21 protein-coding genes and 1 riboswitch are annotated in these 25,829 nt (G+C 47.6%); of the genes, 7 read left to right on the top strand and 14 right to left on the bottom strand.

From position 1 onward, the window contains the following. Positions 1–36: 36 nt before the first annotated feature. From HR45_RS04745 to HR45_RS04770, 6 genes are all read right to left on the bottom strand, one after another. Positions 37–1,086 (bottom strand): phosphotransferase, encoded by a 1,050-nt coding sequence (locus tag HR45_RS04745; protein WP_037440139.1) that lies wholly within the window; start codon positions 1,084–1,086, stop codon positions 37–39. Next, the gene (pnuC, locus tag HR45_RS04750) at positions 1,086–1,721 is read right to left on the bottom strand and encodes a nicotinamide riboside transporter PnuC (RefSeq protein ID WP_037440141.1); all 636 of its coding nucleotides are present in this window, start codon (positions 1,719–1,721) and stop codon (positions 1,086–1,088) included. Before pnuC ends, HR45_RS04745 begins: the two co-directional genes overlap by 1 nt. 31 nt (positions 1,722–1,752) lie before the next feature. Continuing rightward, entirely contained in the window at positions 1,753–2,016 is a 264-nt protein-coding gene (locus HR45_RS04755; protein ID WP_037440143.1) for a YkoF family thiamine/hydroxymethylpyrimidine-binding protein, read from the bottom strand. A gap of 64 nt (positions 2,017–2,080) precedes the next feature. Next, positions 2,081–4,234, bottom strand: a complete 2,154-nt coding sequence (locus HR45_RS04760) for a TonB-dependent receptor (protein ID WP_037440146.1) — start codon at positions 4,232–4,234, stop codon at positions 2,081–2,083. A 56-nt stretch (positions 4,235–4,290) separates the two neighbouring features. Continuing rightward, positions 4,291–4,402, bottom strand: a riboswitch (TPP riboswitch). 209 nt (positions 4,403–4,611) lie between these two features. Beyond that, positions 4,612–5,514: a class I SAM-dependent methyltransferase gene (locus HR45_RS04765; RefSeq protein WP_037440148.1), complete on the bottom strand. Its 903-nt coding sequence runs from the start codon at positions 5,512–5,514 to the stop codon at positions 4,612–4,614. Positions 5,515–5,638: 124 nt separating this feature from the next. After that, positions 5,639–8,749, bottom strand: coding sequence for a DUF748 domain-containing protein (locus tag HR45_RS04770; RefSeq protein WP_037440150.1), 3,111 nt, complete (start codon positions 8,747–8,749; stop codon positions 5,639–5,641). Positions 8,750–8,982: 233 nt separating this feature from the next. Between HR45_RS04770 and HR45_RS04775 the strand changes: the two genes are divergently transcribed. From HR45_RS04775 to HR45_RS04785, 3 genes are all read left to right on the top strand, one after another. Beyond that, entirely contained in the window at positions 8,983–9,261 is a 279-nt protein-coding gene (locus HR45_RS04775) for a putative quinol monooxygenase (protein ID WP_037440152.1), read from the top strand. An 86-nt stretch (positions 9,262–9,347) separates the two neighbouring features. Beyond that, positions 9,348–10,193 (top strand): AraC family transcriptional regulator, encoded by an 846-nt coding sequence (locus tag HR45_RS04780; protein ID WP_037440154.1) that lies wholly within the window; start codon positions 9,348–9,350, stop codon positions 10,191–10,193. A gap of 49 nt (positions 10,194–10,242) precedes the next feature. Then, the gene (locus tag HR45_RS04785) at positions 10,243–10,875 is read left to right on the top strand and encodes a LysE family translocator (protein ID WP_037440156.1); all 633 of its coding nucleotides are present in this window, start codon (positions 10,243–10,245) and stop codon (positions 10,873–10,875) included. A gap of 107 nt (positions 10,876–10,982) precedes the next feature. Here the strand turns inward: HR45_RS04785 and HR45_RS04790 are convergent, their stop codons facing one another. Further along, positions 10,983–11,390: a GFA family protein gene (locus HR45_RS04790; protein ID WP_037440159.1), complete on the bottom strand. Its 408-nt coding sequence runs from the start codon at positions 11,388–11,390 to the stop codon at positions 10,983–10,985. Positions 11,391–11,769: 379 nt separating this feature from the next. On the opposite strand from HR45_RS04790, the gene HR45_RS04795 reads away from it, so the two are divergent. Continuing rightward, complete coding sequence (locus tag HR45_RS04795; protein WP_081933380.1) at positions 11,770–12,630, top strand: aldo/keto reductase; 861 nt, start codon at positions 11,770–11,772, stop codon at positions 12,628–12,630. A 78-nt stretch (positions 12,631–12,708) separates the two neighbouring features. Here the strand turns inward: HR45_RS04795 and HR45_RS04800 are convergent, their stop codons facing one another. After that, positions 12,709–13,365: a Vat family streptogramin A O-acetyltransferase gene (locus tag HR45_RS04800; RefSeq protein WP_430742018.1), complete on the bottom strand. Its 657-nt coding sequence runs from the start codon at positions 13,363–13,365 to the stop codon at positions 12,709–12,711. Positions 13,366–13,641: 276 nt separating this feature from the next. Between HR45_RS04800 and HR45_RS04805 the strand changes: the two genes are divergently transcribed. Next, a complete protein-coding gene (locus HR45_RS04805) occupies positions 13,642–14,247 on the top strand; it encodes an outer membrane beta-barrel protein (RefSeq protein ID WP_037440163.1) in 606 nt (201 codons plus the stop codon). Between the two features lie 66 nt (positions 14,248–14,313). On the opposite strand, the gene HR45_RS04810 is transcribed toward HR45_RS04805, so the two are convergent. The 6 genes from HR45_RS04810 to HR45_RS04835 all read right to left on the bottom strand — a co-directional run bounded on the left by HR45_RS04810 (position 14,314) and on the right by HR45_RS04835 (position 22,243). Further along, the gene (locus tag HR45_RS04810; RefSeq protein ID WP_037440164.1) at positions 14,314–15,057 is read right to left on the bottom strand and encodes a substrate-binding periplasmic protein; all 744 of its coding nucleotides are present in this window, start codon (positions 15,055–15,057) and stop codon (positions 14,314–14,316) included. Positions 15,058–15,207: 150 nt separating this feature from the next. Beyond that, positions 15,208–15,912, bottom strand: a complete 705-nt coding sequence (locus HR45_RS04815; RefSeq protein WP_241461063.1) for a substrate-binding periplasmic protein — start codon at positions 15,910–15,912, stop codon at positions 15,208–15,210. 159 nt (positions 15,913–16,071) lie between these two features. Further along, entirely contained in the window at positions 16,072–18,117 is a 2,046-nt protein-coding gene (locus HR45_RS04820) for a TonB-dependent receptor (RefSeq protein WP_037440420.1), read from the bottom strand. Positions 18,118–18,479: 362 nt separating this feature from the next. Continuing rightward, positions 18,480–19,019, bottom strand: coding sequence for a response regulator transcription factor (locus HR45_RS04825; RefSeq protein WP_037440166.1), 540 nt, complete (start codon positions 19,017–19,019; stop codon positions 18,480–18,482). After that, positions 19,012–20,076: an ATP-binding protein gene (locus HR45_RS04830; RefSeq protein WP_052074506.1), complete on the bottom strand. Its 1,065-nt coding sequence runs from the start codon at positions 20,074–20,076 to the stop codon at positions 19,012–19,014. The genes HR45_RS04825 and HR45_RS04830 overlap by 8 nt, the downstream gene beginning before the upstream one ends. 70 nt (positions 20,077–20,146) lie before the next feature. Next, the gene (locus tag HR45_RS04835) at positions 20,147–22,243 is read right to left on the bottom strand and encodes a TonB-dependent receptor (protein ID WP_037440167.1); all 2,097 of its coding nucleotides are present in this window, start codon (positions 22,241–22,243) and stop codon (positions 20,147–20,149) included. A 319-nt stretch (positions 22,244–22,562) separates the two neighbouring features. Between HR45_RS04835 and HR45_RS04840 the strand changes: the two genes are divergently transcribed. Together HR45_RS04840 and HR45_RS04845 are read left to right on the top strand one after the other, a co-directional pair. Next, a complete protein-coding gene (locus tag HR45_RS04840; protein ID WP_081933383.1) occupies positions 22,563–23,849 on the top strand; it encodes a sugar MFS transporter in 1,287 nt (428 codons plus the stop codon). Between the two features lie 140 nt (positions 23,850–23,989). Next, entirely contained in the window at positions 23,990–25,315 is a 1,326-nt protein-coding gene (locus tag HR45_RS04845; protein WP_052074528.1) for an MFS transporter, read from the top strand. Positions 25,316–25,829 lie beyond the last annotated feature (514 nt).

A 25,829-nucleotide genomic window follows, 5' to 3' on the forward strand; every position in this document is an offset into this window, starting at 1 on the left:
TCAGTGCAGCATTATGTGAGACAGCTCACTAAACCATCACTTTCCGACAAGTTGCAGATAGTTGTCAAACCAAGCAAACAACTCTCGGCCATCTTTACATTGGCCATCGGCCATCTGCAATGCCCAGGCACAGGAATACAACCAGAAGATATCGAATGCTGCCGGCATAGCACGGATAGCATCAGCGGTAACACATGGATGCTGTTCTAAGTAACGCCACATGAGCTGTTGTCTAGCGACTGGAGAGAAACGATGAGTCGCCACTACCCCGGCGAGTTCAAATAGCGGATGCGAACTACAACAATACTCAAAGTCGATACAGAACAGTTGCTTATCGCGTAATAATAGGTTGGTAGCGCTTAAATCACGGTGACAATATTGATGCTGCAGCAGTACCCGATTGAGCGCGTCAAAAATGGGCTGCACCTTAAATTGCTGCAAGGTTCGCAGTCGTGCTAACCACTCTGCGGCATCCGCTTGGACAAAGTTTTGTTCCGTCGCCATTTGTTCTAAGCGTGCCAAATAAATATGCCACTGCAATTCAATGCTGATATCGAGCGCGGGTGCTGGTAGTTGTCTGAGGCCAAACAGCAAATCGAGCAACATATCAACCGCAGCCTGTTCGGTAGGCTCTACTGCTGCGAGAGATACAGCGCTATTATTGGCGCGTTTGGTTAATGCGGCGATTTCGTCACTGCTAACCCGTTCACCGTTGGATGCAAACTGTTGCCACGGCTGCAGTTGCGAATACGCAGCGCAGTCTTCATCAATCCATTCTGCCAGATAAAAACGTTTGTTCTCATCAATCCAATACAGTTTAGGGGCAAGCCCTGCACCTTCCGCGGCGCGCCAACAGGCAATTTCATTGTCGCGGTTGCAGATAACATCGGTCACAGGGGAATTGATCCGCAACAGGTAGTCACATTGAACATCTTGGTTGTTCAACGTGGTCAGCTTAACGCTATGATTACTAAGCCCCTGCTCGATCTCAGTGACAGCAACAAGGGTAAGCTGCTGTTGTGTTAGTGTATTTTCTAATCGTGCCAATTCATCCTGACGGCAAAATGCTAATAACTGGGATAACATTAACGGCTCTCAACCTCAGCCAATTGCTGCGCGCGCCAGTCGGAACGCCATAACAGATAGCCGCCGATCGCCATGCCAACATACAACACAGATAACAGTGATGTCAGCATAAGTCCTTTGCTGAAATAAAGATAAATAGAGACAAAATCAATCACCACCCAATACAACCAATTTTCTAACACCTTTTGCGCAACTAAATAGGTCGTCAGGACCGCAAAACACGTGGTTGCTGCATCAAGATAGGGAAAGGCAGCTTGGGTGTTATTTGCCATCAAATAACCGACTGCAACGGAGATAGCAGTGGTCAATGCGATTACCCGAGCATGTTTGTAAAGCGGCCAAGTACACACGGATAATCCTTGCTGATCATCTCCGCCACGGCGCCACATCCAATAACCGTATACCGCCATCGCCATGTAATAGACATTAAGCACCGATTCCATCAGTAACGAAACTTTCCAGAACAACACGGTATAAATGGCGGTACTGGCGAGTGCGGCGCCCCAACACCAGGCGTTGGCTTTCATTGCCAATAGCAGATAGGCCAATGCCAGCAAGACAGCCAAGCCTTCCCACAGGTTCATACCCTGCATTTCAGAGGACGCTTGTGTCAGTACCTGCCACAGTTCAGTCATACTTGAATACTCTTATACGTTAACAACAGGCTTAAGTGCGGCGGTTTAAATCAAGTTCACCTTCGACAAACTTGCAAACGAACATTGCCTTGCCCCATTTTTCATCGGTGGCTTTCATTTCTGTTGCCAGAATCTGCATAATTTCATCACAATCACCGCTAATTTGGGTTGCTAGCGAATGGGTCACCCGCTGGATATTTGGGTAACTATCAAGGCGTTTAATCAACCAACGGATCGGCTCTTTGTAATCGCTTTCGGTTAGCGGATACATGCTAATTTCGGCAGTTAATTTCATGGTTAATCTCCTGTTCAGCCCCGTTTTCACAGGGCTATTTTGTCTCGACGTCAGCCTCTGTCAATTACAGAAAGCGTAATTGAAACGTCACCCCTAACTGGCGCGGATCGCCGTAACGAATATATTGTTTGTCAGCCCAGCTTTGATCGGGTTCGTTGCCAAAGTAGAAGCCTCGCACGCCATATTGTTTATCCGTGAGGTTACGTCCCCACAGATACAGCGCCCAACTGTCTGCATCATAGCCCACTTTGGCGTTGACGATAGAATAAGGTTTTGACTGTGAGTCATTGCTGTCGGAGTAGTAGAACTTGCTTTTGCCGCTACCATTAATGTTAACAAACCAGCCCGTGTCGCTATGCCAAGTGCCGCCTAAGCTGTAGGTCCAGTGAGGAGAATGAGCCAAATCTCGGCCACTTAAGTCCACCGTGGAACCATATTTGTCCTGATACTGATAATCACCATATTCAGCCTGCAGATAACCAACACTGGTATAGAGTTGCACACTTTCGGTTGGATACCAGTTACCTTCAAATTCAGCACCATAGTTGTTTGAGCTGCCCGCATTTTCGGTGAATAGAATAAAACGTTGTGGATCGTCGGGATTCTGTAATGAAGCTGCAACCTGCTGCTTCTGTCTGTCCATATAGAACAGTGATAGACGGCTGTCAGCAGCTCCATCAAACCAATGCGACTTCAGACCAATTTCGTAGTTATACAAAATTTCAGTATCAAATTCTTTTTTATCAGACATGGTCGCTGGCAGTGTCATATTAAAGCCACCCGCTTTATAACCGCGCGCCACTCGAGCGTAGGCTTCTTGGGTATCACTCAAACTTTTGGTAAGCGCGATATGCCCCCCCCACATGGTTTCACTGGGGCTGAAATTATCTTGGTTGGTATCGCTGTAATCGCTACTGCGGCGCTCAATACGAGCCCCAACTGACAACTTATACCCCCCGCTAAATTCGGTATCTAATTGGCCAAACACCGCATAGTTATCGGCATCATAGTTTGACACCAACACTTCATCAGGCCAGCCGTTATATTCAGAATAGAGATCATTGTCTTCGCTTAAATCCATCAAATAGAGGCCAACCAACCAATCGGTTGAGCCAGCAAAGATTTTCCCGGCGTCCTTTGAGCTGAGTCGTAGTTCTTGTGACAGGGTTTTGCGCTTACCTTGCTGATCCCAGAAGTAATTGTATTCACAGGCGGCACCGTCACAATCACGGCTGGCCCAATAGTCTGGGTTTGCCCAATCACCATCAAAACTATAAAGATGATCGGAATTAGCAAAGCTGATCAGTGACACCAATTTCGCTTGCGCAAAACCATCATAAGTGAGTTTGACGCTGGCGCCTGTGGTCTTCTGGGAGTCCTTACCTGGCTGATCGCTCAGGCTAGTTTCGCCGTTATTATCCAACGTCCACGCATCGTATCCATTGTCAAAATCAGCAAACATTAACGTGGTATCGATCTGCAGATTATCGGTCGCAAACCAACGCAGTTTGAGGCGAGCGCTCAACTCATCCCGTTGATTCGTATCATCACGCTTAAGGTAGCTGTTATCCATGTAGCCGTTTTGCTGGTGTTTTTGCAGTGCAACTCGATACAACAATTTATCGCTCAACGGGCCAGAACTAAAACCGCTAATGGTGCGCAGGTTATCGTCACCCAATGACAGCTCAAGACCATGCTCAGGGGTATCGGTAGGGTCATTACTTTTGAGGTAAATCAACCCCGCCAATGCGTTGGCACCATACCGTGTTCCTTGCGGTCCGCGCAGTACTTCAAACTGCTGCAGATCGTACATACTCGACACCATGCCAAGCCCAGAAAGGTCAATATCATCAATGATAAAGCCCACTGATGAGTTAGGTGCACCTTTGTATTCTTCTTGCTCTCCTACCCCACGAATTTGGAAATAACGCGGCCGCGAACTGCCACCAGACCAGTTAAAATTGGCAATATTATTGAGCATATCTTCAAAATGCTCAGCTCCTTGGTCTTCAATACGTTGCTGGCCGATTACAGTGACACTAGCGGGCAGTTGGTCAACACTCGTCTCACGAAAGTCTGAGCTAACGACCAAGTGCTCCATAGGCGCAGCATCAGGTGTACTGATGTGTGTTGGTGTAGCGTCATCGGCTAAAACAGGTGTAACAACAGCCTGCGCTATCGCGCTGGCAAGCAAGGTAGGTAGAAAAACTTTGTTCATTTGGACCTCAAATTTATACGTTTGAGATCCGGCATGCTGATTAGCGAGTGGATAATGTGCGAATTGTGGCCCATTCCTACGCCGGTACTAGCCGGATCAGGTTCTAAGGGTTCGCAATTAAGCGTCTCAGTTGGCTGAATCATTCAGCGAACACCCCTTGGCGCGCTCAAGTATACATAATTTTACGAGCAAGAAAATAGAGAAGACTTTATTTGTAATATAAATCACGCATCACCCGTGTGCTCTGTCACTCTCGCATTTCTCCATGTTGACAGCCAAAACAGTTGTTAGGTACAGGGTTAGCGGATAAGCATTCTTAGGACGATTTAGTTCGTTATTGTGTTCGCTAAATCATCAAATGATACAAAGTGACGAGACTAATCTTTCCCCATCACTTCAGTGTATTTACTCGCAAAAATACCATTATCGATTCGTAAGCAAGGAATATTGCCCACAATAGGGTAAACGGTTAACGCTTCAGGACTAAATAACATGCCTTCAATATCTTCCAACGGCGTTTTAAATTGAGGGCAAGCAAGTACGTGTGTAGGTGGGATAAAATCAGTTTGTTTCTCAATAATGGTGATGGCTGTTGGATTGAGTGAATTCGCGGCTAACGGGAATAACGCGTGCTTTAACACACGATATCCCAGTTGTTCTGCTATTCCCTTTAAATTTTTGCAATAGCCGTGAGAATCCATTCTTTGTTGCGCTTCTGCTGACGCCAATTCATATCCTGGCTCCAGCAATATGAGAAAGCGACCTGCGACCCGATATAGCTCCTCTAAAATCTGTTTTTCTTTCCCACCATTAGGTTCAACAGAATGCGCTGTATATACAACATCAATCGAATTGTCCGCAAAAGGCATATTGAGCAGATCGCCAGTGCAAATCGTTGTGGAATGAATGGCTTGAGAATCCAACCAGCGTTTTGCATAAGCCGCTCGAGACCAGCTCAAATCAAAGCCATAGCTGTCGATATCAGCGCCTAGATGTTGAAGAACTCCTGATAGCGTTGTCGCCTCCCCTACACCTGCTTCTAAAATCGATTGGGGATTACAAAGCTTAAGGATGGTGTTTGCCAGTTCAGTCGAAAACGCTGTTCTACGAGCTTTCCACTCGGCATTTCCCATTGCCCGAACATAGCTTCCAGTTTGCAAATCGTAAGCGATTTCTATAATTTCTTTGGTGTTGTGTTGTAGCCCAAGGTCACTTCTTAATGTTTGACTGATATTTTCGCCCTGATGATACAGCGCTTGAAGCTCACGGGGAGTTCGCATGTTATTTACTGTCCTTTAAAGCGAATAATCCAACGACTACACAACTCAAACTTACGTACATCTTTCAATGTTATTCAATATGTTAGATGAATTTTACTGCGCTGTCATTTTGCAATTTCGAACATTAGTTCGCATCTAGGCTCAACTGTGCTTGTGCTTCCGCTTTATTCAGTTGCGTTTTGCTATCGAGTAAAAATACGCGTTCTGGCGCAACGGCGGCGCTATCGACCAAATACGCTTTAACCGCTTGGCTGCGTTCTTGAGCTAGGCTACCCAAGTCATTATCGGTGACGGATTCCGCGTTCAACAGCTGGTTATACAGGCCGATATGCCACAAGGTCGTTAATGTCGCCTCATCCAGCTTACCTTGGTCATTGGTTGCCGCCTTCTCGGAATGCACTTTTTGAGTTGCTGGGTCTACCTTGAACTGCTGCTGATATAGGGCGAGCAATGCATCGGTCAACTTACCAGTAGCAGGAATTTGGCTGGCGCTAAAATCTTGTGGCAGACCATCTAAACCACTTTGCTGCAAAAGTTGCCCGTGCAATTTACGCTCTGCGAGGGCCTGGCTATCTTGCTGAGCATTTACTGACGCCTCAATACTCAAGGTTAACTTAGGACGATCTGCTAGCGCCTTAGCCAAGGTTTGTAGCTTCTCCTTTTCAGCACTGCTTAGCTTGGCTGACCCCGCATCGAACGCCACCAGATTGAGTTCTTCGTCACTACTAATTAAGCCAGCTAAAAATGAAAACGGCGCAGTAACCGCTTTAGTAATCACGTTGGAAAACGCCGTCCAGATAATGCCCCCAATGCTGAAATCTGGATTATCGAGATCGCCAGACACAGGCAAACCTAAATCAATCACACCATGGCGGTCTTGCAACAACGCAATCGCCAAGGTAACCGGTAAGCTAGTCGCAAGCTCAGAATCCGTCGCATTACCTAGTTTAAGTTGGTCAATCACCACATGGTTATTGCCATTGAGTTTGTTATTTTCAAGTTGGTAATTCAGCGCTAATGTGAGCTGACCTTTATCGATGTAATAGCCCGCATATGTTCCCGAGTATGGGTTAACACTGGTCAACTCGACACTCTTGAACAACAAATCTAAGTCGAGATAAGGCTGCGGTAACAGTGGGTTAATTTCGCCCTTGAGCGACATCGGTGCATAGCGATCGATCTTGCCCGCAATATCAACCGTCGCTTTAGTGCCTGGCACTGAAGAGAGACTGCTAATTTTGCCGTGCAACTCTTCAATTCCGGTAGCGAAATTAGGCGTTAACGAATTGTCGGCAAAGAACGCTGAGCTGTCGTTAATGGTAATACTTGCCACACTGACCTTAAATGGCGAGGCGGATGTCACCTCGTCTTGAGCCTCAGGTTTAGCTGCTGCAGACACTGCAACATCGGCACTGTTATCACTGTTCTTGGTCACCACAAGTTCACCAATATTGGTGCTACGATCTTGATTAATCGTTACTTTGGCAAAAAGTTTATCCAGCGTGACATTGCCAAGTAATAGTTGCTGCTTAGCGAGATCAAAATCGACGCTATCAACCGCAAGTTGTTGCCACTTCAGGAGTGGTCGATGCTGCTTGGCATCTTTAATTTCCAAATCAGCTAACGCGACATCCCCTTGGTAAATGGCATGACCATTGGCATCAGCGCTGAACTTGCCACCCGTGCTCAGCAATCCTTTGGGCAATTCAATGTTTAAATATTGGCTAAGATAGGGTTGAAACTGTGGCAGCAATAAATCACTGAGTTGCAATGAGCCACTCGCCTGTTTAGCCGCAATATCGATGCTACCATCACTGCTCAATGTGCCACCTGACTGGGCACCTGATTGTGATACTGCGAGTGACACCTGATAAGCTAACGGCGCAGATAACTGACTATCAATACTGCCAGTGGCAATATTGAGTGGATAAACGCGCCAATCTACCCCTTGAGTTAACTGCTGTTCGCGTAGGTTAATGTCTGCCTTATTCAGTTGAAATTTACTCAGTTTCACCTGCCATTGAGGAGCCGTTTGCGCGGGTTCTGTCGCTGTATTCGTCGCGGCCGTTGTCGCATTGTCAGTTGCAGTAGCGTTAGCAGCATCTGTCGCCGCGGCAGTTTTCGGAGTAAACAATGCAGCCAAAGACAAACCCTGTTGGTCGAATTGGCTGCTCAGCCAAAGATCATCAACCGCCACGGAGGCGATAGCGACTTGCTGCGACGCACTACTGAGCGACACACCGGACACACTGAGCTTAGGCAATTTGACGACTGGGTTAGCTTCGTCGGCAAATTGCACGTTATTCAGGGTAAGGTCACTATCTTTGATGGCATAAACTAATGGTTGCTGTGGCGCTTGCGTCATTGTGTATTGCGTATCAAGCGACAGCGCACCGTCTGTAAGTTTGGCTTCCAGCATTGGCGCCACATAGCCCCAGAATGGCAGCAAGGTGATGTTATTCAGTTGCAGTGAGCCGGAAACATCCAGCGGCGCCAGTAACACTTGCCCCGCCGCGGTTAAGTTACCCTTATCTTGTCCGGTCAAACTGAGGTGATATTGGTTTGGCGTTACATCTGCACTTGGCGGGTTGTTAGTCGACTCAGCATCGACGGCAACACTGCGAGTAGCAAAATTTTCCAAGGCAAAATTGATGTCATGGTAAGCCAGTTGGACATTAGCGGTGTCATCATTGAACGCAAATTCAGTCGCATTAATATGAACGCTGCCAACACGGATATCCGCTAACTGAGTATCCGTTGCTGCTGTATTACTCTCGCCGCTGGTCGGTGTTTGCAAACGTGTTATTACGTCATCAAAGTTAAACGCCACGTTCCCGTTTGCATCCGTCAGACGAGTGACCTGGCTTTGCAGGCCATTCAATGTCAGGTGATCCACACACCAAGCTTGATTAAAAAGCGACTGCCACAGGTTAAACTCGGTTTCTAAATGCTGAAATGCCAGCAGCGGCTTTTCACCCTTATTACCCGCAACTGCAACATCATTCATTCGCACCCGCAGCAAAAAGGGGTTAATGCTGAATTGCTGCAACGATACTTGCCGACCGAGTAAATTGGTCAGCTTCTCAGGTGCGACAGACCGCACAATCGCAGGGGCGAGCAAGCCTAATAGCACGGCGTACAATAAATAGCTGCTGAGCAACCAAAAGGAGACTTTTAGCAAGCGGGGTAAATTGCGATACGCGGTGAGTATTCCTTTAAGCTTGGCAGCAAACATTCTGGTTCCCTGAATTAACAAAATCTGAAAAGATAACCGGTGCATTCTACTGCGTTTGCCTAGCAAAAGGTATGTAACATATTTTAAATCAAGGTAAATAGCGGCGATATTGGCTACGAAGCTACACAACTTAAGTTGCATTGCCCTGTTAAAGCTTATGCAACTTGACACTTGTGCTGGCAATTACCTTAACCATAGTTGCTGAAACTCAGCAGTACAAACTTGGAGCGTATATGCCTAAAATCGTGCTCTCTGGCTTTATTTTGGTGCCCGAAGAAGAGCTAGAAAACATCAAACAAGCCTTGCAGATTCACACCGACTTAACTCGTGCAGAAGCGGGATGTTTGCGTTTTGATGTCACTCAAAATACACAGCAACCGCTGCGCTTCGATGTGTATGAGGAATTTGCCGATAAGGCGTCATTTGACCGTCACCAACAAAGAGTAAAGACATCGGTTTGGGGTCAGGTTACCGTTAACGTCACGCGCCACTATCAAATATGCGAAGTCTGATACCGAAAGCTGCTGGCATTGTCTTAAGCTGTGGCAACACCTAGTATCTAAGCTCTATCACCACAAAACCGCGGAACGTTAGCACCATGCAATCAAGCGTAAGGTACATACAACAGCAATTTTGGCACAGTGCAAAGGCGCCGCATCTCACTATCCGCACCACGCATAAAAGCCTTCAAGCCTATAAAGCGCATAGCCATGAGTCGCTCTCGATCGGCGCTATTGTTGAAGGAATGACTTGCCTGTCGTATGACGCCAAGCAACTTAAATTGTCAGCTGGCGACATCGTGCTTATACCACCAAACCAGGTGCATGCATGTAATCCGGTTGCGCAACACACGCGTAGCTATCACATGTTGTATGTCGATTATGACTGGTGCTGTCTACAGCTAAGCAAGTTGCACGCTAAATCGGTAACCCAGTTTGATTGCAATGTTGAATACTTGGCAGACGCGCATGCCACACAGCCATTTTTTGATGCGCTGGAGGCATTGCGTACGCTGGCGTCCTCCTCGGCCATTGCTACCATGGAGCAGCAAATACACGCGCTTTTACAAGCGTACTGTGTGCCGCAAAATACCGTGGAACAAACATCAAGCAAGAAGCAGCAAGTTCAACACATCAAGCAGTTGCTATTGGCAGACATTTGTCATCCACCTTCACTGCAACAACTAGCAACAGATTTGAGGCTAACGCCAGAGTCTATCATTCGCCAATTTAAACGACTGGAAGGGATCACCCCAAACGCTTACCTGCACAACAAACGCATTGAAAAAGCGAAATGGCTGTTAGCCAATGGACTCGATATCGTCGCCACCGCGCATGAAGTCGGTTACGCAGATCAAAGTCAGTTACATCGTGCGTTTGTGAATTACACCGCTGCAACGCCGCGACAATACCAACAGCAAAGGTCAATTTTCGACAATAATTAACCCTGCTCGCTACCTATAGTGCCAGCATCATTCACTATAGGTATTGTTTATGTTCGATAGTCAATTATTTCCTGCCGCTTTTCCTGCACTCGCGTTAGCCCATTTTGTTGCATTACTCAGCCCTGGTCAGGACTTTTTTCTGATCGTCGCGCACGCCATTCGCCACCGTTTGCCTGGTGCTCGCTTTATCTGCCTTGGTATTGCGCTGGGGAACGGCATCTACATTGCAATTGCCATTATAGGTTGGAGTGGCATTCGCGATAATCCGCAGTTGTTTTCGTTGGTGGAGATCTTAGGCGCCCTGTATCTGATGTGGGTTGGATTCAAGCTGTTACAAAGCAAGCCGAACAACCAAGCATTAGCCGCAGCGATGGGAAATGCTCCGGCGACCTATCAGCAATTGCTGCTGGGATTCAATTCGGCACTACTGAACCCAAAGAATGCACTATTTTACATGAGCTTGATGACAGTTATCTTGGGGAGAGACGTAACAACACTGCAGCAAATTAGCTGCGGTGTGTGGATGTTCTTCGCGGTATTGCTCTGGGATCTGCTGATTGCGGCGATTATTGGGCAGCAAAAGATACAAGGCTATCTTCAGCACTATGTGCATCGTATTGAACATGGCGCCGGCGTCATCCTGCTGCTGTTTGCGGTTGCGTTGTTCGCCCGAGTGCAATGAGCCCTAGCCGCCAGTTTTCCGACTGGCGAATTGAGCTTTAGCACATGTAAATCGCGGTTAGCACCAGACGTCATCATTTGGAATTTGCAGGACACCAATCACACTGATTACTTGCCAAAACCATTACGTTTTGGCGCTGCGATCCCCGTTTTATGCCATGAAGTCTGTTCTTCGCAGAAGATCTGCGCATCCACCGTCTTTGATGGTTCATCATGTAAGCTGCCAGCAGGTACTATCAGATACTGGCCATTCTTAATCACAAAGGGCATTCCAGAGCCACATTCACTACAAAATACTTTAGTAAACGCGCGTGTCGGATGGTCATAGCGTTTGAGCTTTTCCTCGCCGCTAAGCCAAGTGATATTGTCTGGGGCGGTGAACAGATTAGCGGCATGTGCTGAGCCAGTAAGCTTGCGGCACTGCTCGCAGTAACAAAAATAAAAGCGCCGAAAATCATCTTGAACACTAAAACTCACACTGCCGCAGCAACAACTTCCTGTCAGTAATCTCGTCATATCGCGCCCTTTTTATCTTGCCTTGGTGCCAGACTAAAGGGATGGGAGCACGAACACAATGCAACTAATGGGTTAAATTTTGCTTTCTGATAACCATTAGAAAGTACTAGCTGACGGCGATTAACAATAATTCACCGGCAGCCTCACTCGACCACAAAATACATAGTAACCCATTGATTATATGTATTTACCACCTAATACAATTATCAAGCACAACGCTAAATCACCCGCAAAACAGCCACAATTTTTCGCGCTATGCTTGAACTAAGAGATTGCGCCCACATACCAATTACTAGGGTGGCAAAGCCATGATATATGCCAAGGGCCACTTACTCATACAATTAGCGACGTTAGCTAATAAAGGAACGAGGAGAAACGTATGATTTTGGAACAACACTATACGCTAGCAAACGGCGTACAAATTCCTAAGCTCGCACTCGGTACATGGATGATCAGCGATAAAGACGTTGGCGCCGCCGTTACTGCCGCTCTCAATATGGGCTACCGCCATATTGATACCGCGCAAGCCTATGGCAACGAAGCCGGAGTCGGTGCCGCCATTAACGCAGCAGATGTCAAACGCGAAGATATTTTTCTTACCACCAAATTAGCCGCTGAAGTGAAAAGCTATGATGAAGCCGTCGTCTCGATTGAAGAATCACTGGCGCGTTTAAACTTGGATTACATCGACTTGATGATTATCCACAGTCCACAACCATGGGCAAAGTTTGGCGCAGAAGATCGTTATTTTGAGGGCAATCGAGAAGCTTGGCGGGCGCTAGAAGACGCCCATAAAGCAGGTAAAATTCGTGCGATTGGTCTATCCAACTTCCAACAGCAGGATATCGATAACATAGTTGACGCTTGCAGCGTAAAACCTGTTGTAAATCAGATCCTCGCGCATGTGACCAACGTGCCTAGCGAGCTGATTACATACTCACAAGCCAAAGGCATGCTGGTGGAAGCCTACTCGCCAGTTGGCCACGGCGAGTTATTTAAAAACGATGCAATTAAAGCGATGGCAGATAAGTATCAGGTGTCTATTCCGCAGCTGTGTATTCGTTATGTACTGCAATTAGGTCTGTTGCCACTGCCTAAAACGGCAAACCCAGCCCATATGCAAAACAATGCTGATGTCGACTTCACCATCTCTGACGCCGATATGACGACACTCAACAACATGGAACGTATCAAAGATTACGGCGATGCCAGCGGCTTCCCCGTTTACCGACAAGATTAATTAGCGGCTTTAGCACTGACATAGCGGCCCACATGTTGCTCACTCAACTCGCTATGTGAGTGCCCAATACTCATAGGACTATTGCAACAGCGCAGCCTGTTGTAAGGCGTCGATGTCAGCCGCTACGATCAACGGCAAATGCTGACTAATCTTAGCAATCGGCCAATTCCACCAAGCGATTTGTTCCAGCTGAGCAATCTGTTGTTCGTTAAAACGTTGCTTTATCGGCTTAGCCGGATTTCCTCCCACAACCGTGTATGCAGGGACATCATTCACCACTACCGAACGTGAAGAGATAATGGCACCGTTGCCAATCCTAACGCCGGGCATAATTAATGCGTCGTAACCAATCCATACGTCATTGCCGATAACAGTATCGCCTTTATAGGGTAAATCAGACATCTGCGGCATCACCTGCTCCCAACCATTGGCAAAAATCTGGAACGGATAGGTCGAGATCCCCGACAGCTTATGGTTAGCGCCGTTCATGATAAATTTCACGCCTCTTGCCAGCGCACAAAACTTACCGATCACTAACTTGTCGCCGATAAAAGGAAAGTGATACAACACATTACGCTCGAAGTTTTCCGAGTCTTCTGGGTCGTCGTAATAGGTGTAGTCGCCGATTTCAATATTTGGGTTGTTCACCGTATTTTTGATGAAACAAATCTGCGGGAATCCGGCCATTGGGTGCTTATTTTTCGGGTCTGGTCCTTGCACGCTAACTCCTTCTATTGTGTCGCTCAGTGTCAGAGCATGTAGGCCACCGACGATTACGCTTATGCACAGTTCAATCTGCTGATGAGGTTGCGCAATGCGTGATATATCCGCCGTGCTCACAAACATGCCATGCTATTAAAACTTATTTTATCAAATAGTTTCAAGCAGTTAAAAAATCTGATATAACAAACTGCGCCATTCATCCGCTTGAACTCGGCGAAAGTGTAAACGTTGCACCGCAACAAAGATAAGCCATTACGGAATCGTAGTTAATAAGATAAGGATATTGATATGAAACATAGCTGCACATTGTTGCTCGTTGCCGCCGCCTCTCTTTTTTCATCGCTGCCCCTAGTTGCCGCTGAGCAATCAGATAAACCTTCGAGTGATTTTTATCTCGCCGCAAATCTTGGTTATGGCATCAATATAAATGATGTCTATGACAGCAAAGGGATCTACGGCATCACCGCTGGTTGGCAAATGTCAGATGTTTGGTCGATTGAGACCGATATCAATTATTGGCACGGCAGCTTTGACGGTGAAGAAGTCTACGCGACAGAATCCGGCGATATTTCCAACGATATCTCATTGAAAAGAGATACCTATGCCATTGATGTGGCAGCGAAAGCTCGCTACATATTTACCCCAACGATGCAAGCGTTTATGAAACTGGGCTATAGCTTTGTGAGTAGCAAAGTAAAATACGACTATCAATATTCCGATGGCTCATTTTCTGCTACTGGGTCACTTTCAGATAATACGTTTCGCCCCATGATCGCGGTTGGTTTACAAGCAGATTACGGCCGTTACTTCAGTACACTGACGCTCAATAAATACTTTGTTGACGATCAATATGATGTCAGTGCTGTAATGCTGGGTTTTGGCTATCGCTTCTAACATTACACCGACATAAAACCGAAAAAGGCAGCCAATTCAGCTGCCTTTTTAATAAAATAATTTCTATTACAATAGGTTAAGCTGCTTTATCGCGTCATTGATACGTTGCATACGCTGCTCAGATACCGACTTGGAACAGATCACGTGGCGCGTAGTCGGCTTGGCGTTAATTGAGGGGTAGCGAATGATGGTCACTTTATCAGCCAACTCAGGAAAACGTTGTACAAAACCTTCCAACTCCTGCTGTTCAAAAAAGCCAATATCAGCCCGATTCTCCGCTAACAACTGAAAGTTACGCTGCTGATCGGCGCGTAAATCTATCTTCTGCGCCTGCATTTGCGCAAATTTATGTTCCAACACCGTACTATAGGCATACCCCGCTTTAATCAATACCGCCACTGTCTTATCTTGCAGAATTTGGTCTACATCTCGGTGATAAAAACGTTCCGCACTGTCATTTGGCATTACGGCAAGATAGTCCTGCTCCACGTAGGTAGGCAACGAAATACGTCCTAACTGTTGCCGTTCGTCGGTGTAAATCCAATTCACTAAACAGAGTGGGTGTTTATCCGTACTGAAATAATGCTGCACCCTCGCCGACGGCGCTTGCTGCCAATGATAAGGAATATGAGCTAAACGAAACACGCGTTCGCCAATTTCATAGCTAATGCCATGCATTTGGCCTTGTTCGTCTTTCCAAATGAACGGAGGACGTCCGGTAAAATAGAGAATGACATCATCGGCTGTAACGGCCACGCTGGAGCTGCTCACAGACATCAATGCCAGACTGACTAGAATCCATTGCCGCATCTATCCTCTCCGCCAACTCCTGCTTATTAACATCATAACCTTGTTACAGTTTAGCGGAGTGACGCTTAACCTGTGATTAATCACAATTATGAACATTAACAATCACTCACATTGCATGACAGGCAAAACGCTGCTGACAACAAGCACGTGCTATTGCTTCATGCGATGCTTTTTAAAAATCTCATCAATTTCTCCACGCATGATCATCATTTCAAACTGGTATTGAAGTTTGGCGGCAAACTCTGATGCTGTTGAAGCCCGAGAAAAGCCATAGTAGATCGGCATTCGATTGGGATAACTGAAGGTTGCGTATTGATATTCTGTATAGCCAATATCACGAAAAGCCTTCTCAATGCTGCGTTTATCGATGACCGCAATGTAATCAAATCTGCGGGCCGCAAACATTTTCACCAAGTTCTCATCATCGGCGGCCGTTGTTCGTGACAACCTGTTATCGTGATTGATAAATTCAGAATAATAGGTGCCGAGTTTCACGCCGATTTGCGAGTGAAACAGCACCTGTTCTTCGAGCAAATCCGTGCCTTTGTGACACACAAACACTATGGGTTTGGACTCAACCGCTATCGGGCCAAGAAAGGTCGCGATTTGGGTGCGCGTATCGTTAAATATCAGCCGCGGCACTATATCTACTCGTCCAAGGCGAAGGTCACGCATACTGCGCGGAAAAGGCTTATCCTGCCATTCAATGCGACAACCAGCGCGCTCACAGGCCAGTTCAAGCACATCGATTAAAGAACCAGCAAAAGTGCCCGGAGTGTCACCGTAACGCATTTCGGGCGGTCGTGGACGAAAATCGGCGTGCAGCACTACGGGCTCTGCGGCCAGCAAAGGCATGGCCACAAAACATCCGCAATATAACCATCGCAACACACAGCGCATCATCAGGCAAATCACTAAGGGAACCTGAGTTCACTCTAGTCAAGTCCCCTACAACTCGCCATTAATCTTTGGTATGCCGCATTGTGCTAGGATTAATACCTATTTTTAATAAGGTTAATAGTGATAACTCAGGCTCACCCGTAGCATCCTCGGCTCAACCGGATGGAAGTGCAGATCTTCAATGCCGTTGGCAGATTCGCCGCTTAAACGTGATTCGTACCAATAATCGATATCATGATCATGGCGATCAAACAGATTCAACACTTCCGCTCTTAGATCCCATTCATGCCAACGATATCCCATTGACAGATTAACCAAGGTGGATGCATCAGCCTCATCTGCTTTAAAACTGTCTAACACTCGCTTGCCGAGATAGCGTAACCGCAATGCGGCATAAATGCCCTGCTCCGCGGGTTGATAGGTGATACCGGCGCTGCCGACCCAAGGCACTGTGCCATCCACATACTTTCCTTCTGCCGTTTGCTGCTCGGTAAAGCGAGCACGGGTGTAGGCGAGTTCCGCATCCAGACTTAATACCTCATTGAGCCAGTAATAAGCCGTTAATTCTGTACCATAGCGTTCAGAGGCACGGCTGGGTTCAGTGGTGCCGGCGTCGCCGACGTATAGCAGTTCAGAATCAAGACCGAGATACCAAACTGCGGCCGAGAAGTTAACCCGTTCGGCATCGTAGTAACGAATCCCAACTTCAGCACCTTCCGAGCGCACCAGCAGGTTTACCTTGTCCAATGCTTCGCCAGATAGCGGATCCACCTTGATGGTTGCGCCACGAGCATCGTTGGAGTGAAAACCTTGGCCAGCACTGGCATAAAGTTCACTATTTGCAGTTAAGCGATAAGCCAACCCCGCCTTGAGACTCCAGATATCATCATTGGCGCTGCCACTATTGCGCACATTATCACTTGCTACATCCGCATCGTAGTAGTCGTATCGACCGCCTAAACGCAACGTAAGGTCGTCACTAAGATGCGTTTCGATTTTGGTAAAGAGACCGGTCGAGAGCTCGTCAATTGCATCGTCTCGTACCGTTGCCAACCGCTGACGCGCGCGGGTATGGTACAAACCAACATTGCCGATATCGTCATAACGAATATCCGCACCGACGCTGATATCGGTTAGCAATCCCGCCCAGGTGATGTTCCAATCACGAGCCAATTTACCGCCCCAGATAACGCGATTATCGAGCTGCTCAAACTGGTCACCAGCAACAGGATGATCGAGCAAATAGGTAAAATTGGAGTAAAGATTCAGGCGCGAGCGAATAACGTAAGCGCTAGCACGCCAGTCCGCATCAGTGTAGTTAGCAGATAAGCTATAGCGCGATGACTTACCGCCTAATGTCGTATCGAGTGAACCGTATTCGCCGATCAAGCCGCTAGTTACGGCTCGCTGAGGGATTTGATCGGCAGAGTTCCATTGATTGTCATAGGCCATCAAGCTGACGGAGAGTTGTCCGCTACCAATATCGGTGAGATAGCGCGCCATGCCATTTAACTTTTTTATATCTTCATCGAGATCACGCCACGGGCCAGCATAACGCTGCACTTCACCGCCGAAGATGAGTTTATTGTTATGCCACTGTTGTTCGCCAGTGACTAAATAGCGTTGATAGCCATATTCGCCGAAAGTGACGCTGGCTTGGCGATAAGGTAATTGATCGAGCAATCCAATCTCTGCTGCGCCTGCGCCGGAAAAGTCTCCCACTTCAGGGTAGTAGGCGCCTTTGCGGTAATGGATTGAGCCAATCAGCTCTGGCAGTAAAAAATTAAGATCGGTATAGCCTTGCCCATGACCATGACTACGCATATTGATTGGCATGCCATCGACCGTCGTCGCAAAATCAGTGCCGTGATCTAAATTAAAGCCACGCAGAAAATACTGATTTGCCTTACCAGAACCACTGTGCTGGGTCACCATCATGCCGGGCACAAACTCTAACACTTCACCGGTTCGCAGCAGCGGTCGCGTTTCAATCTCTCCAGCACCAATCACACCCTCTGACGCTGAGCTGGTTTGCCCAAGTAGATTCTGCTGACGACCATAAATCACCAATCGCTCTAGGTCACTGCTTTGCGGCGTCTCATCCGCCATCACCGTAGGAATAACACCTGACGCTGCACAGACTAACAGCGACAACTGCATCAACTTCATACTAATCTTCCATTTTTATTACTGTGCGCTGCAGTATACGGATCGGTACACCAAGAAAATTGATTCTGGTCAAAATCGGTATTACGAATTTTATTTTAGTATTACTTGCATAAGAAATGCATAATTACAAAATACAATAAAGACATTAAAATCAATATTTTAAAAAATATTAACACCTTTATCATCATACTAAATTTATATTTAGTATTATTTTTCAATAAACAGGGCGATTGATGTGTTAAGACTGTTGCGGCAAAAAGGTAAGATGCGTGTAGCCAAATCAGGTGATTTGCAGAGCGCTAATAGGTGGTTGGCAAGCGAAAATCGCTGACCTGCAGCTTAGCGATAAAATACTAGTGCCGCGTAGGCGTGTATTTTTGCAATTTGCGCTGCAGAGTACGACGGTGAAGTCCTAAGGCTTTGGCCGTGGCGGACACATTTCCGTTATGAGCAAGCAACACCCGTTGAATATGCTCCCACTCCACTTGTGCTGGCGTCATCGGTGACGGTGTTATTGTGGTGACATCGGCTGTGTTTTGCAGACGTTGCACTAATTCAGCGAGGCCAACAGGCTTGGCCAGATAATCTGTTGCACCGCGCTTCATGGCTTCTACCGTCGTCGCAATACTGGCATAGCCCGTCAGCATAATGAGATGTTGGGGATGAAACTTTTGCTTCAGCGAACCTATGCCTTCGAGCCCTGACTCGTGTTCCAGCATCATGTCCAACAAAATGCCGTGTACATGCTGCAAATCTAAGCTGAGTGCTTGCTGCACGGAAGTACAGCTAATCACGTCAAAATGGGTTGCTTGCTGCAAGCGACGCTGTAACACCGCTAAGTACGTCTCATCATCGTCGATCAATAATATGACGCTGTTCGGTTGCTCAGACATTGGCGACCACCGGCAATGAAATCACGGTTAATACTTCGGAATTTTGCTGTTGCCAATGCACGCTGCCGCCAAATTTTTCGATAGTCGCATTGCTCAGTACCGCGCCAATCCCATGGCCAGCTTTACTCTCGACAAAAGCGAGTCCCAGCTTCTGTATCGCCAGTGGTGACAGCGGCTCTGCCAAATTGATCACTTCTAGTAACCATTCCCCTTGATGCAATTGACTGCGAACGGTCACTTGCGGTTGTCCGGTTTGTTCAGCGGCCTCACTGGCATTGATAACGATATTGGTCAACGCGGGCAGCAAGGTGCCGTCCGCCTTAATCAGTGCCGTATCATCAGTTGCTAACCATTGCCATTGCAATAACGCTTCTGGGCGCGCTACTAACAACAAATGTTGTAAAGAACGCCATATTTTACGCACATCCATCACCACATTCCGTTGCTCGCGCACATCGTCGGCCACACTACGCCATTGTGCCAACTGCTGCTCTATGCGGTGAAATTGTGTGGCGATCTCTTTTATCAACGGCGTGGTTGTAGGCGACTCCAACGCTTCTTCCAATAGCAGATGAATCGACTGCACCGGGGTTGCCACATCGTGCGTCAATTGCGCGGCAGCTGTACCAATCGCCAATAACTGCTCGTTGCGCAACTGGCGCTCGCGCAAACTGCGGATAGCATCCTCTCGCTGTTGAAGCTGCTGGCGAAAATAGGTCACAACGGCGGCCACAATCAAACTGGTCAGCACGAAGCCAAACACCATTCCATAATAATGGTGCAACATTTGCCCATGTTCGCTAAGTTGCAAAATCAGCAGTTGAATCAGCTGCGCACTAATACTGGTGGCTAAAATGGACGCGGCAGGCCACCAAGGTAAGACCATAAAGGCCATCACCACAGGCACCAGCAATACCGCGCTGAACGGATTACTCGCTGCACCATTGAGTGCAATGATGCCATTGAGCAGCACGACCTCTAGCAGTAACAAAGTTAGCATCACGCCGATGGCGCAGCGACGTCCTCTACGCAACGCCAGCAATAACAGCAGCAACATAAGTCAGATTCCCCAACATCAATGCGGTTAGCTTACCGCATATTGCCGCTGTAAACGGTCGCTTTCTCGGTCAAAACTGATAACTGAGTCCCACATTAAACGAACGTCCCGGTCCTGCAAGCTGCTGGAAACCTTGGCTGGCATCGGCACGATACTCGGCCAAACTAACGCCGCCAAGCGGTTGTTGGTAATAGCGATCAAGCAAGTTTTCGACGGCCAGACTAATCGTAAAATCAGCGACATTGAATTGGGTGCTGACATTGACCAGATGGTAGCTATGCGTCGGGTTTTCGAGACGATTGCCATCCACTCGCGACTTGCTGCCGACAAACTGCCAATTCAGTTGGCTTTGCCAACGACCAAGTTGATGTTCCAGTGCCAATTCCGTTTTTAACGGACTTATCTGATAGAGCGGCTGATTATCAGTATCGCGTTCCCCGTGGCTGCTGCTCAGCTTGCCGCGTAATGACCACTCGCCCGCGTTACCGTCAGACAACAACGCCGCCGCACTAAGATTAGCGCCATAAAGCGTCGCATCGACATTGGTAAATTGCAGCAAATTACGCACGCCATTATCTAAACCACTGCGGTTAAAGCTGCCGATGACCTTAGTATCTATATAGTCGTCGACTTTGCTATACCACAACGAGCTGCTGAACTGCCAACGGCTGAAATTAGCGCTGTACTCTAAGCTGCTGGTATAGGCGGTTTCCGGTTTCAGTTGAATATCACCAACGTAACCATTGCCATCACCAAACCAACCAATCATAGTGCTGGCCATAACACCGCGGCCCCAACTGTAGCGTTCATAGAGATTAGGCGCGCGATTTTTTACCGCAAAGCCGAACTCGATTTGCTGCATCTCATTGATTTGATAACGTAACTGCAGTACTGCATCCCATAAATTATCACTGGCCTTTCGCTCTGCCGCGTTAAATGCCAGCGCGGCCTGATAATCCACATTGGGCATGCCCATCATCGTCATACTGTTATAAGACTGTACCGGATCGGCATTGGTCACCACATGTTCAAAACGAGCCCCAAGTGACATCCACCACGTTGGCGTCAAAGGTTTTGCCAGTTCAGCAAAAGCCGCTATCCGTTGACGCTTACCATTGTTGATGTTGATGTAATCATTGGGTCCCATCATGGCGGAACCCGCCACTGCGGGCCAACTGTCGTCAATACGAAACTCGTGATACTCCTGCCCAAGCCGCAGTTCAGCATTTTCCCACACCGTTTGCGTCCAGCGCAGATCATAACTGTAGTCATCGGCATCTGTGTTCATGGGCATGACGCCAAGCTTTTCTTCAGTGAAAAAGCCCATCTCATGGCTAACGCCATGCCAGTTAACGCGTGCTTGCAATTCACCAGTGTCAAACTGGCGCTGATAATTCAGATTCACGCCAGAGCTGCGATTATTCGTCATATCCATGTATTGATTCGCAAAACCCTGAAACGGAATATATTGATGACTCAGCTTCAGCGTCACCGTTTGTACTTGATCGCGCCACGCTGTGCTGAGCACATGGTTTTGACTGCGATAAAGCGTGTCTAACACCTTGTCGCCATGACCGTCTTGATAGCTGTTGGCATCCTCATAGCTGCCTCGATAATCAAATGCCCACGATTTACTCGCCACCGTTGCACCTGCACCGACAACCACAGCATCACTGCCACTGCGATATTGGCTCGACAGATAGCCGCCCTGCCAACGGAGGCTGGTATCATCACTGAACATGGGGGCGGAAGCCGCTACGCTGATAACGCCGGCAATGTTGTCTCCCCCAGCACTCACGGGAGAAACGCCCGCCACCACTTGCGCCGCGCTCAGCTGACTTGCTGAGATATAAGACAAAGGCGGATTCATCTGATTAGCACAGGCGGCGGTAATATCCATGCCATCAATCAGCACTTTGATGCGATCTCCCATCATGCCGTTCATCACCGGCAGCGCCGACACACCTCCCGCCGCAGAAAAATCGACGCCCATCTGCTGCAATAGTTGATTCATGGATTGGGCTGTATTGTGATGAGAGTGTTGCTCACCGACCACTTCAAACCGTTCAATGCTGTCATCGGCTAGTATCGGAAAGCTTAGTGTGACACTCAGGGCTAGATAGAGAGGGCTATGTGGGTGTATTGCTGAAAGTCGTGAGTAATTCAAACGTAACTCGGGCTAACTCTGTGAAATTTGGCGCTAATTATAGAGAGACTTGAGCCCGCAATAACTGCGGCAAATTGTCGCAGCCACCAACGAAGCAAGAAACATCGTACTCATTCACAGAATTTATTGACGACATTTGTTAAACACTCTGTATCTCTTTGGTTAAAAATCAGTATGAAATAGCGCTGCGACAAGGGTTAGCGATAACTTTAGTAACTAATAATCTTGCTTGCCAAGCTAACGCTTTACGGGCATAGTGCGGGGCGGCTTTAACAGCCGCGCAATATCAAAAATTATTCTTAAAATGAGGTATGACGCCATGGCAGCTGCACCGCTAATGGGCACACCACAAAAAACCAGCAAGAATAATCATCAATCAAGCTACTTTTTCGCTTTGGTTATATTATCTTCGCTGTTTTTTGTCTGGGGATTTATTACGAATCTCAACGATACGTTGATCCCTCATCTGAAAAACGCCTTTTCACTTAACTATTTCGAAGCACTGTTAATTCAATTCTGTTTCTTTGGCGCCTACTTTGTCATGTCTTTACCAGCTGGGGCTCTGGTAAAACGCATCGGCTATAAGTGGGGCTTGGTGGTTGGATTAATCGTGGCAGCTGTAGGATGTTTGTTATTCATCCCTGCGGCAATGTCAAAATTATATCCACTGTTCTTAGGTGCGTTATTTATTTTGGCGTCGGGTATCACCGTCTTGCAGGTCGCCGCGAATCCCTATGTGACGATTCTCGGTAAACCTGAAACTGCATCATTCAGATTAACACTGACTCAAGCGTTAAATTCCTTGGGGGGAACGTTAGCGCCTTGGGCTGGTAGTTTATTAATCCTGAGTACTGCAGCTTATTCTGTGACTGATTTGTCTGCCGCTGAGCAAGCTGCTATGCGTCTGCAAGAAGCAGATGCGGTTAAGTTCCCTTATCTGTTGCTCGCTATCGCCCTTGGGTTGTTGGCGGCAATTTTCGCCGCATTGAAATTGCCTGATATGCGCGAAGAAGAGGAACAACAAGCCCTCGACCATGAGCAAGGTGGCTCGGCATGGAAATACCGCCATCTGGTACTGGGCGCAGTAGGCTTATTCGCCTATGTTGGCGCCGAAGTGACCATTGGTTCGACCATGATCAACTTCCTCGAACTGCCAAATATTGGTGGTTTTACAGCAACTGACGCGGCCAAATATGTCAGTTACTACTGGGGTGGTGCACTGATCGGACGATTTATCGGTTCTGCCGTCATGTACTATATCAGTGCATCAAAAGTTCTCGCCTTCAACGCTGTGGTCAACGTAGCATTGCTCGCCATCGCAGTGTCGACCAGCGGTTCAACCGCCATGTGGTCTATCATTGCGATTGGGTTGTTCAACTCCATCATGTTCCCCACCATTTTCAGCTTAGCGCTGACAGGGTTAGGACATCACACATCGCAAGGTTCTGGCATTCTTTGTCAGGCAATTGTAGGTGGCGCCATTGTGCCGGTCATTACCGGTAAATTGGCCGACGCATTTGGTCTGCACGCCGCGCTGGCGCTGCCAATTATCTGCTACGTGTATATTGCTTGGTATGGTCTACAAGGCTACAAGCCTAAGCACTAACACCCCTGCTTAAAACGGTGCTGGCAACGCCCCTTATGACGCCAGCACCGTTTATCTCTCCGCCGTCCACGAGTTAACAGTCCCCCGCTAAGCTGATAAGCTACTCATCCATAAGAAAATGTTTCATGATGAGTGTCAGCATGTCCCGCAATCGACAAAACGATTTTCTTAACCAACTCTACAACCGCGTCACGGGTGAAGAGGATGCCCGCGTTTGTAAAGATATTCCCGCCGCAGCCTGTGATGACCAACCGCGTAATTTCTTCGCTTATCTGGGCGCTAACAGTCTTGGCAAAATCGCAGATGAAATCGGCTCAGCAAAACTCCTGCTACCGTGGATGTTTGGTGCCCTTGGCGTTCCGGCGCTGTTTACTGGTTTTTTAGTCCCAATCCGCGAAGCTGGTGTATTAGTGCCGCAATTAATGGTGGCCGCCTTGGTGCGCCGAATGCCCATACGAAAATATGTTTGGTTAATGGGCGCGATCTTATCGGCATTGAGCCTGTTCGGCATGGCGTGGGCAGCACTCTCTTTTGAAGGCGCAGCCGCTGGCAGCGCCATGCTGATCATGCTGGTTATTTTTAGTGTTGCCCGTGGTTTTTGCTCGGTGTCAGCAAAAGATGTGCTGGGCAAAACTGTATCCAAAAGCCGGCGTGGTCGCTTGATGGGCTGGAGCAGCGCAATCTCGGGCATTGTGGTTTTGATTATTGGTTTAGCGCTTGGCACGTTCAGTCTTGCTGACACCGATGTAACCGTATTTGCCTGGCTGTTAGCCACGGGAGGAATATTGTGGTTAGTCGCCTGTTTGCTGTTTTATCAGATTGTTGAACAACCGGGGGCCACCCAAGGCGGGGGAAACGCACTCAGTGTGGCGCTTAACCAGATGTCACTGCTGAAATCAGACGTCATGTTGCGCCACTTTATTATTGCCCGCTCACTGCTGTTATCGGTCGCGCTGGTTATTCCCTTCTATGTGCTGTTAGCGCAGCAACATGTCAGCAGCGAGTTCGCAGGATTGGGAGCTCTGATTGTTGCCAACGGATTGGGCACCAGCATTTCATCGCCTTTTTGGGGCTATCTTGGTGATCGCTCAAGCAAACAGGTAATGATGCTCGGCGCCAGTGGTGCAGCGCTGCTCGGAATTTTTACCTTTATCGGCATTCGCGCCGAATGGTCCTGGTTACTCAATGAATACGGTTTTGCGCTGTTGTTTATGTTGCTTAATATCATGCATAGCGGCGTACGGCTCGGGCGCAAAGTCTATTTAGTGGACATGGCGACCAGCGAAACACGAGCCGCTTATGTGGCAGTGTCCAACACCAGCATAGGGATATTGATGCTATTCGGCGGTCTGATTGGCGTGCTAGGTGATTGGCTCGGCGCTGCCACTATTGTGTTACTGCTGAGCTTGTTGGCCATGCTAGCGGTGATTTATATCCGTAGCCTTGAGGATGTCAGTGAACCTTAGGCACAAGATATCTTACATATTGACCATCGCGTTCCAAGCGCAAGATTTCATTTTTGGCGGCAAGCGTGTGCCGATTATCGCGCTTCCGACGAGCCCCACCATTGACTGACGTAGCGAGTGCCGACAACTAAGGTTTAACACGCATTACCCGCCTCAAATTTAACACTTCTGTTTTTAAACCTTACATTTTATAAATATTACACAGTTATACTTGCTTTTTATTGCGGATATCTCACAACAATCCACTGTAATGATGTTAATGAGACGTTAGCTATTTTCAATCAAATGTAAATCAAAGTAGAGTAAGGGCGCTGATTTTCTCATTTCGCGCCAACAGTCACCTTGGTCATTTGTAGTGAGTTCAGCGTTCAGTTTCTCGATAACAATAAGCGTGACATATAAATATAAAAATTTTTTAGCCATAGATAACAACAACATTGATAACGAAATGCGATGGCAAAGGGTCCCCTACTTGGCGTAACTCACGTGTAAGCGCTTGATTGCGCCATCCCCG

Source organism: Shewanella mangrovi (genome assembly GCF_000753795.1).
In the GTDB taxonomy this organism is placed as follows: Bacteria; Pseudomonadota; Gammaproteobacteria; order Enterobacterales; family Shewanellaceae; genus Shewanella; species Shewanella mangrovi.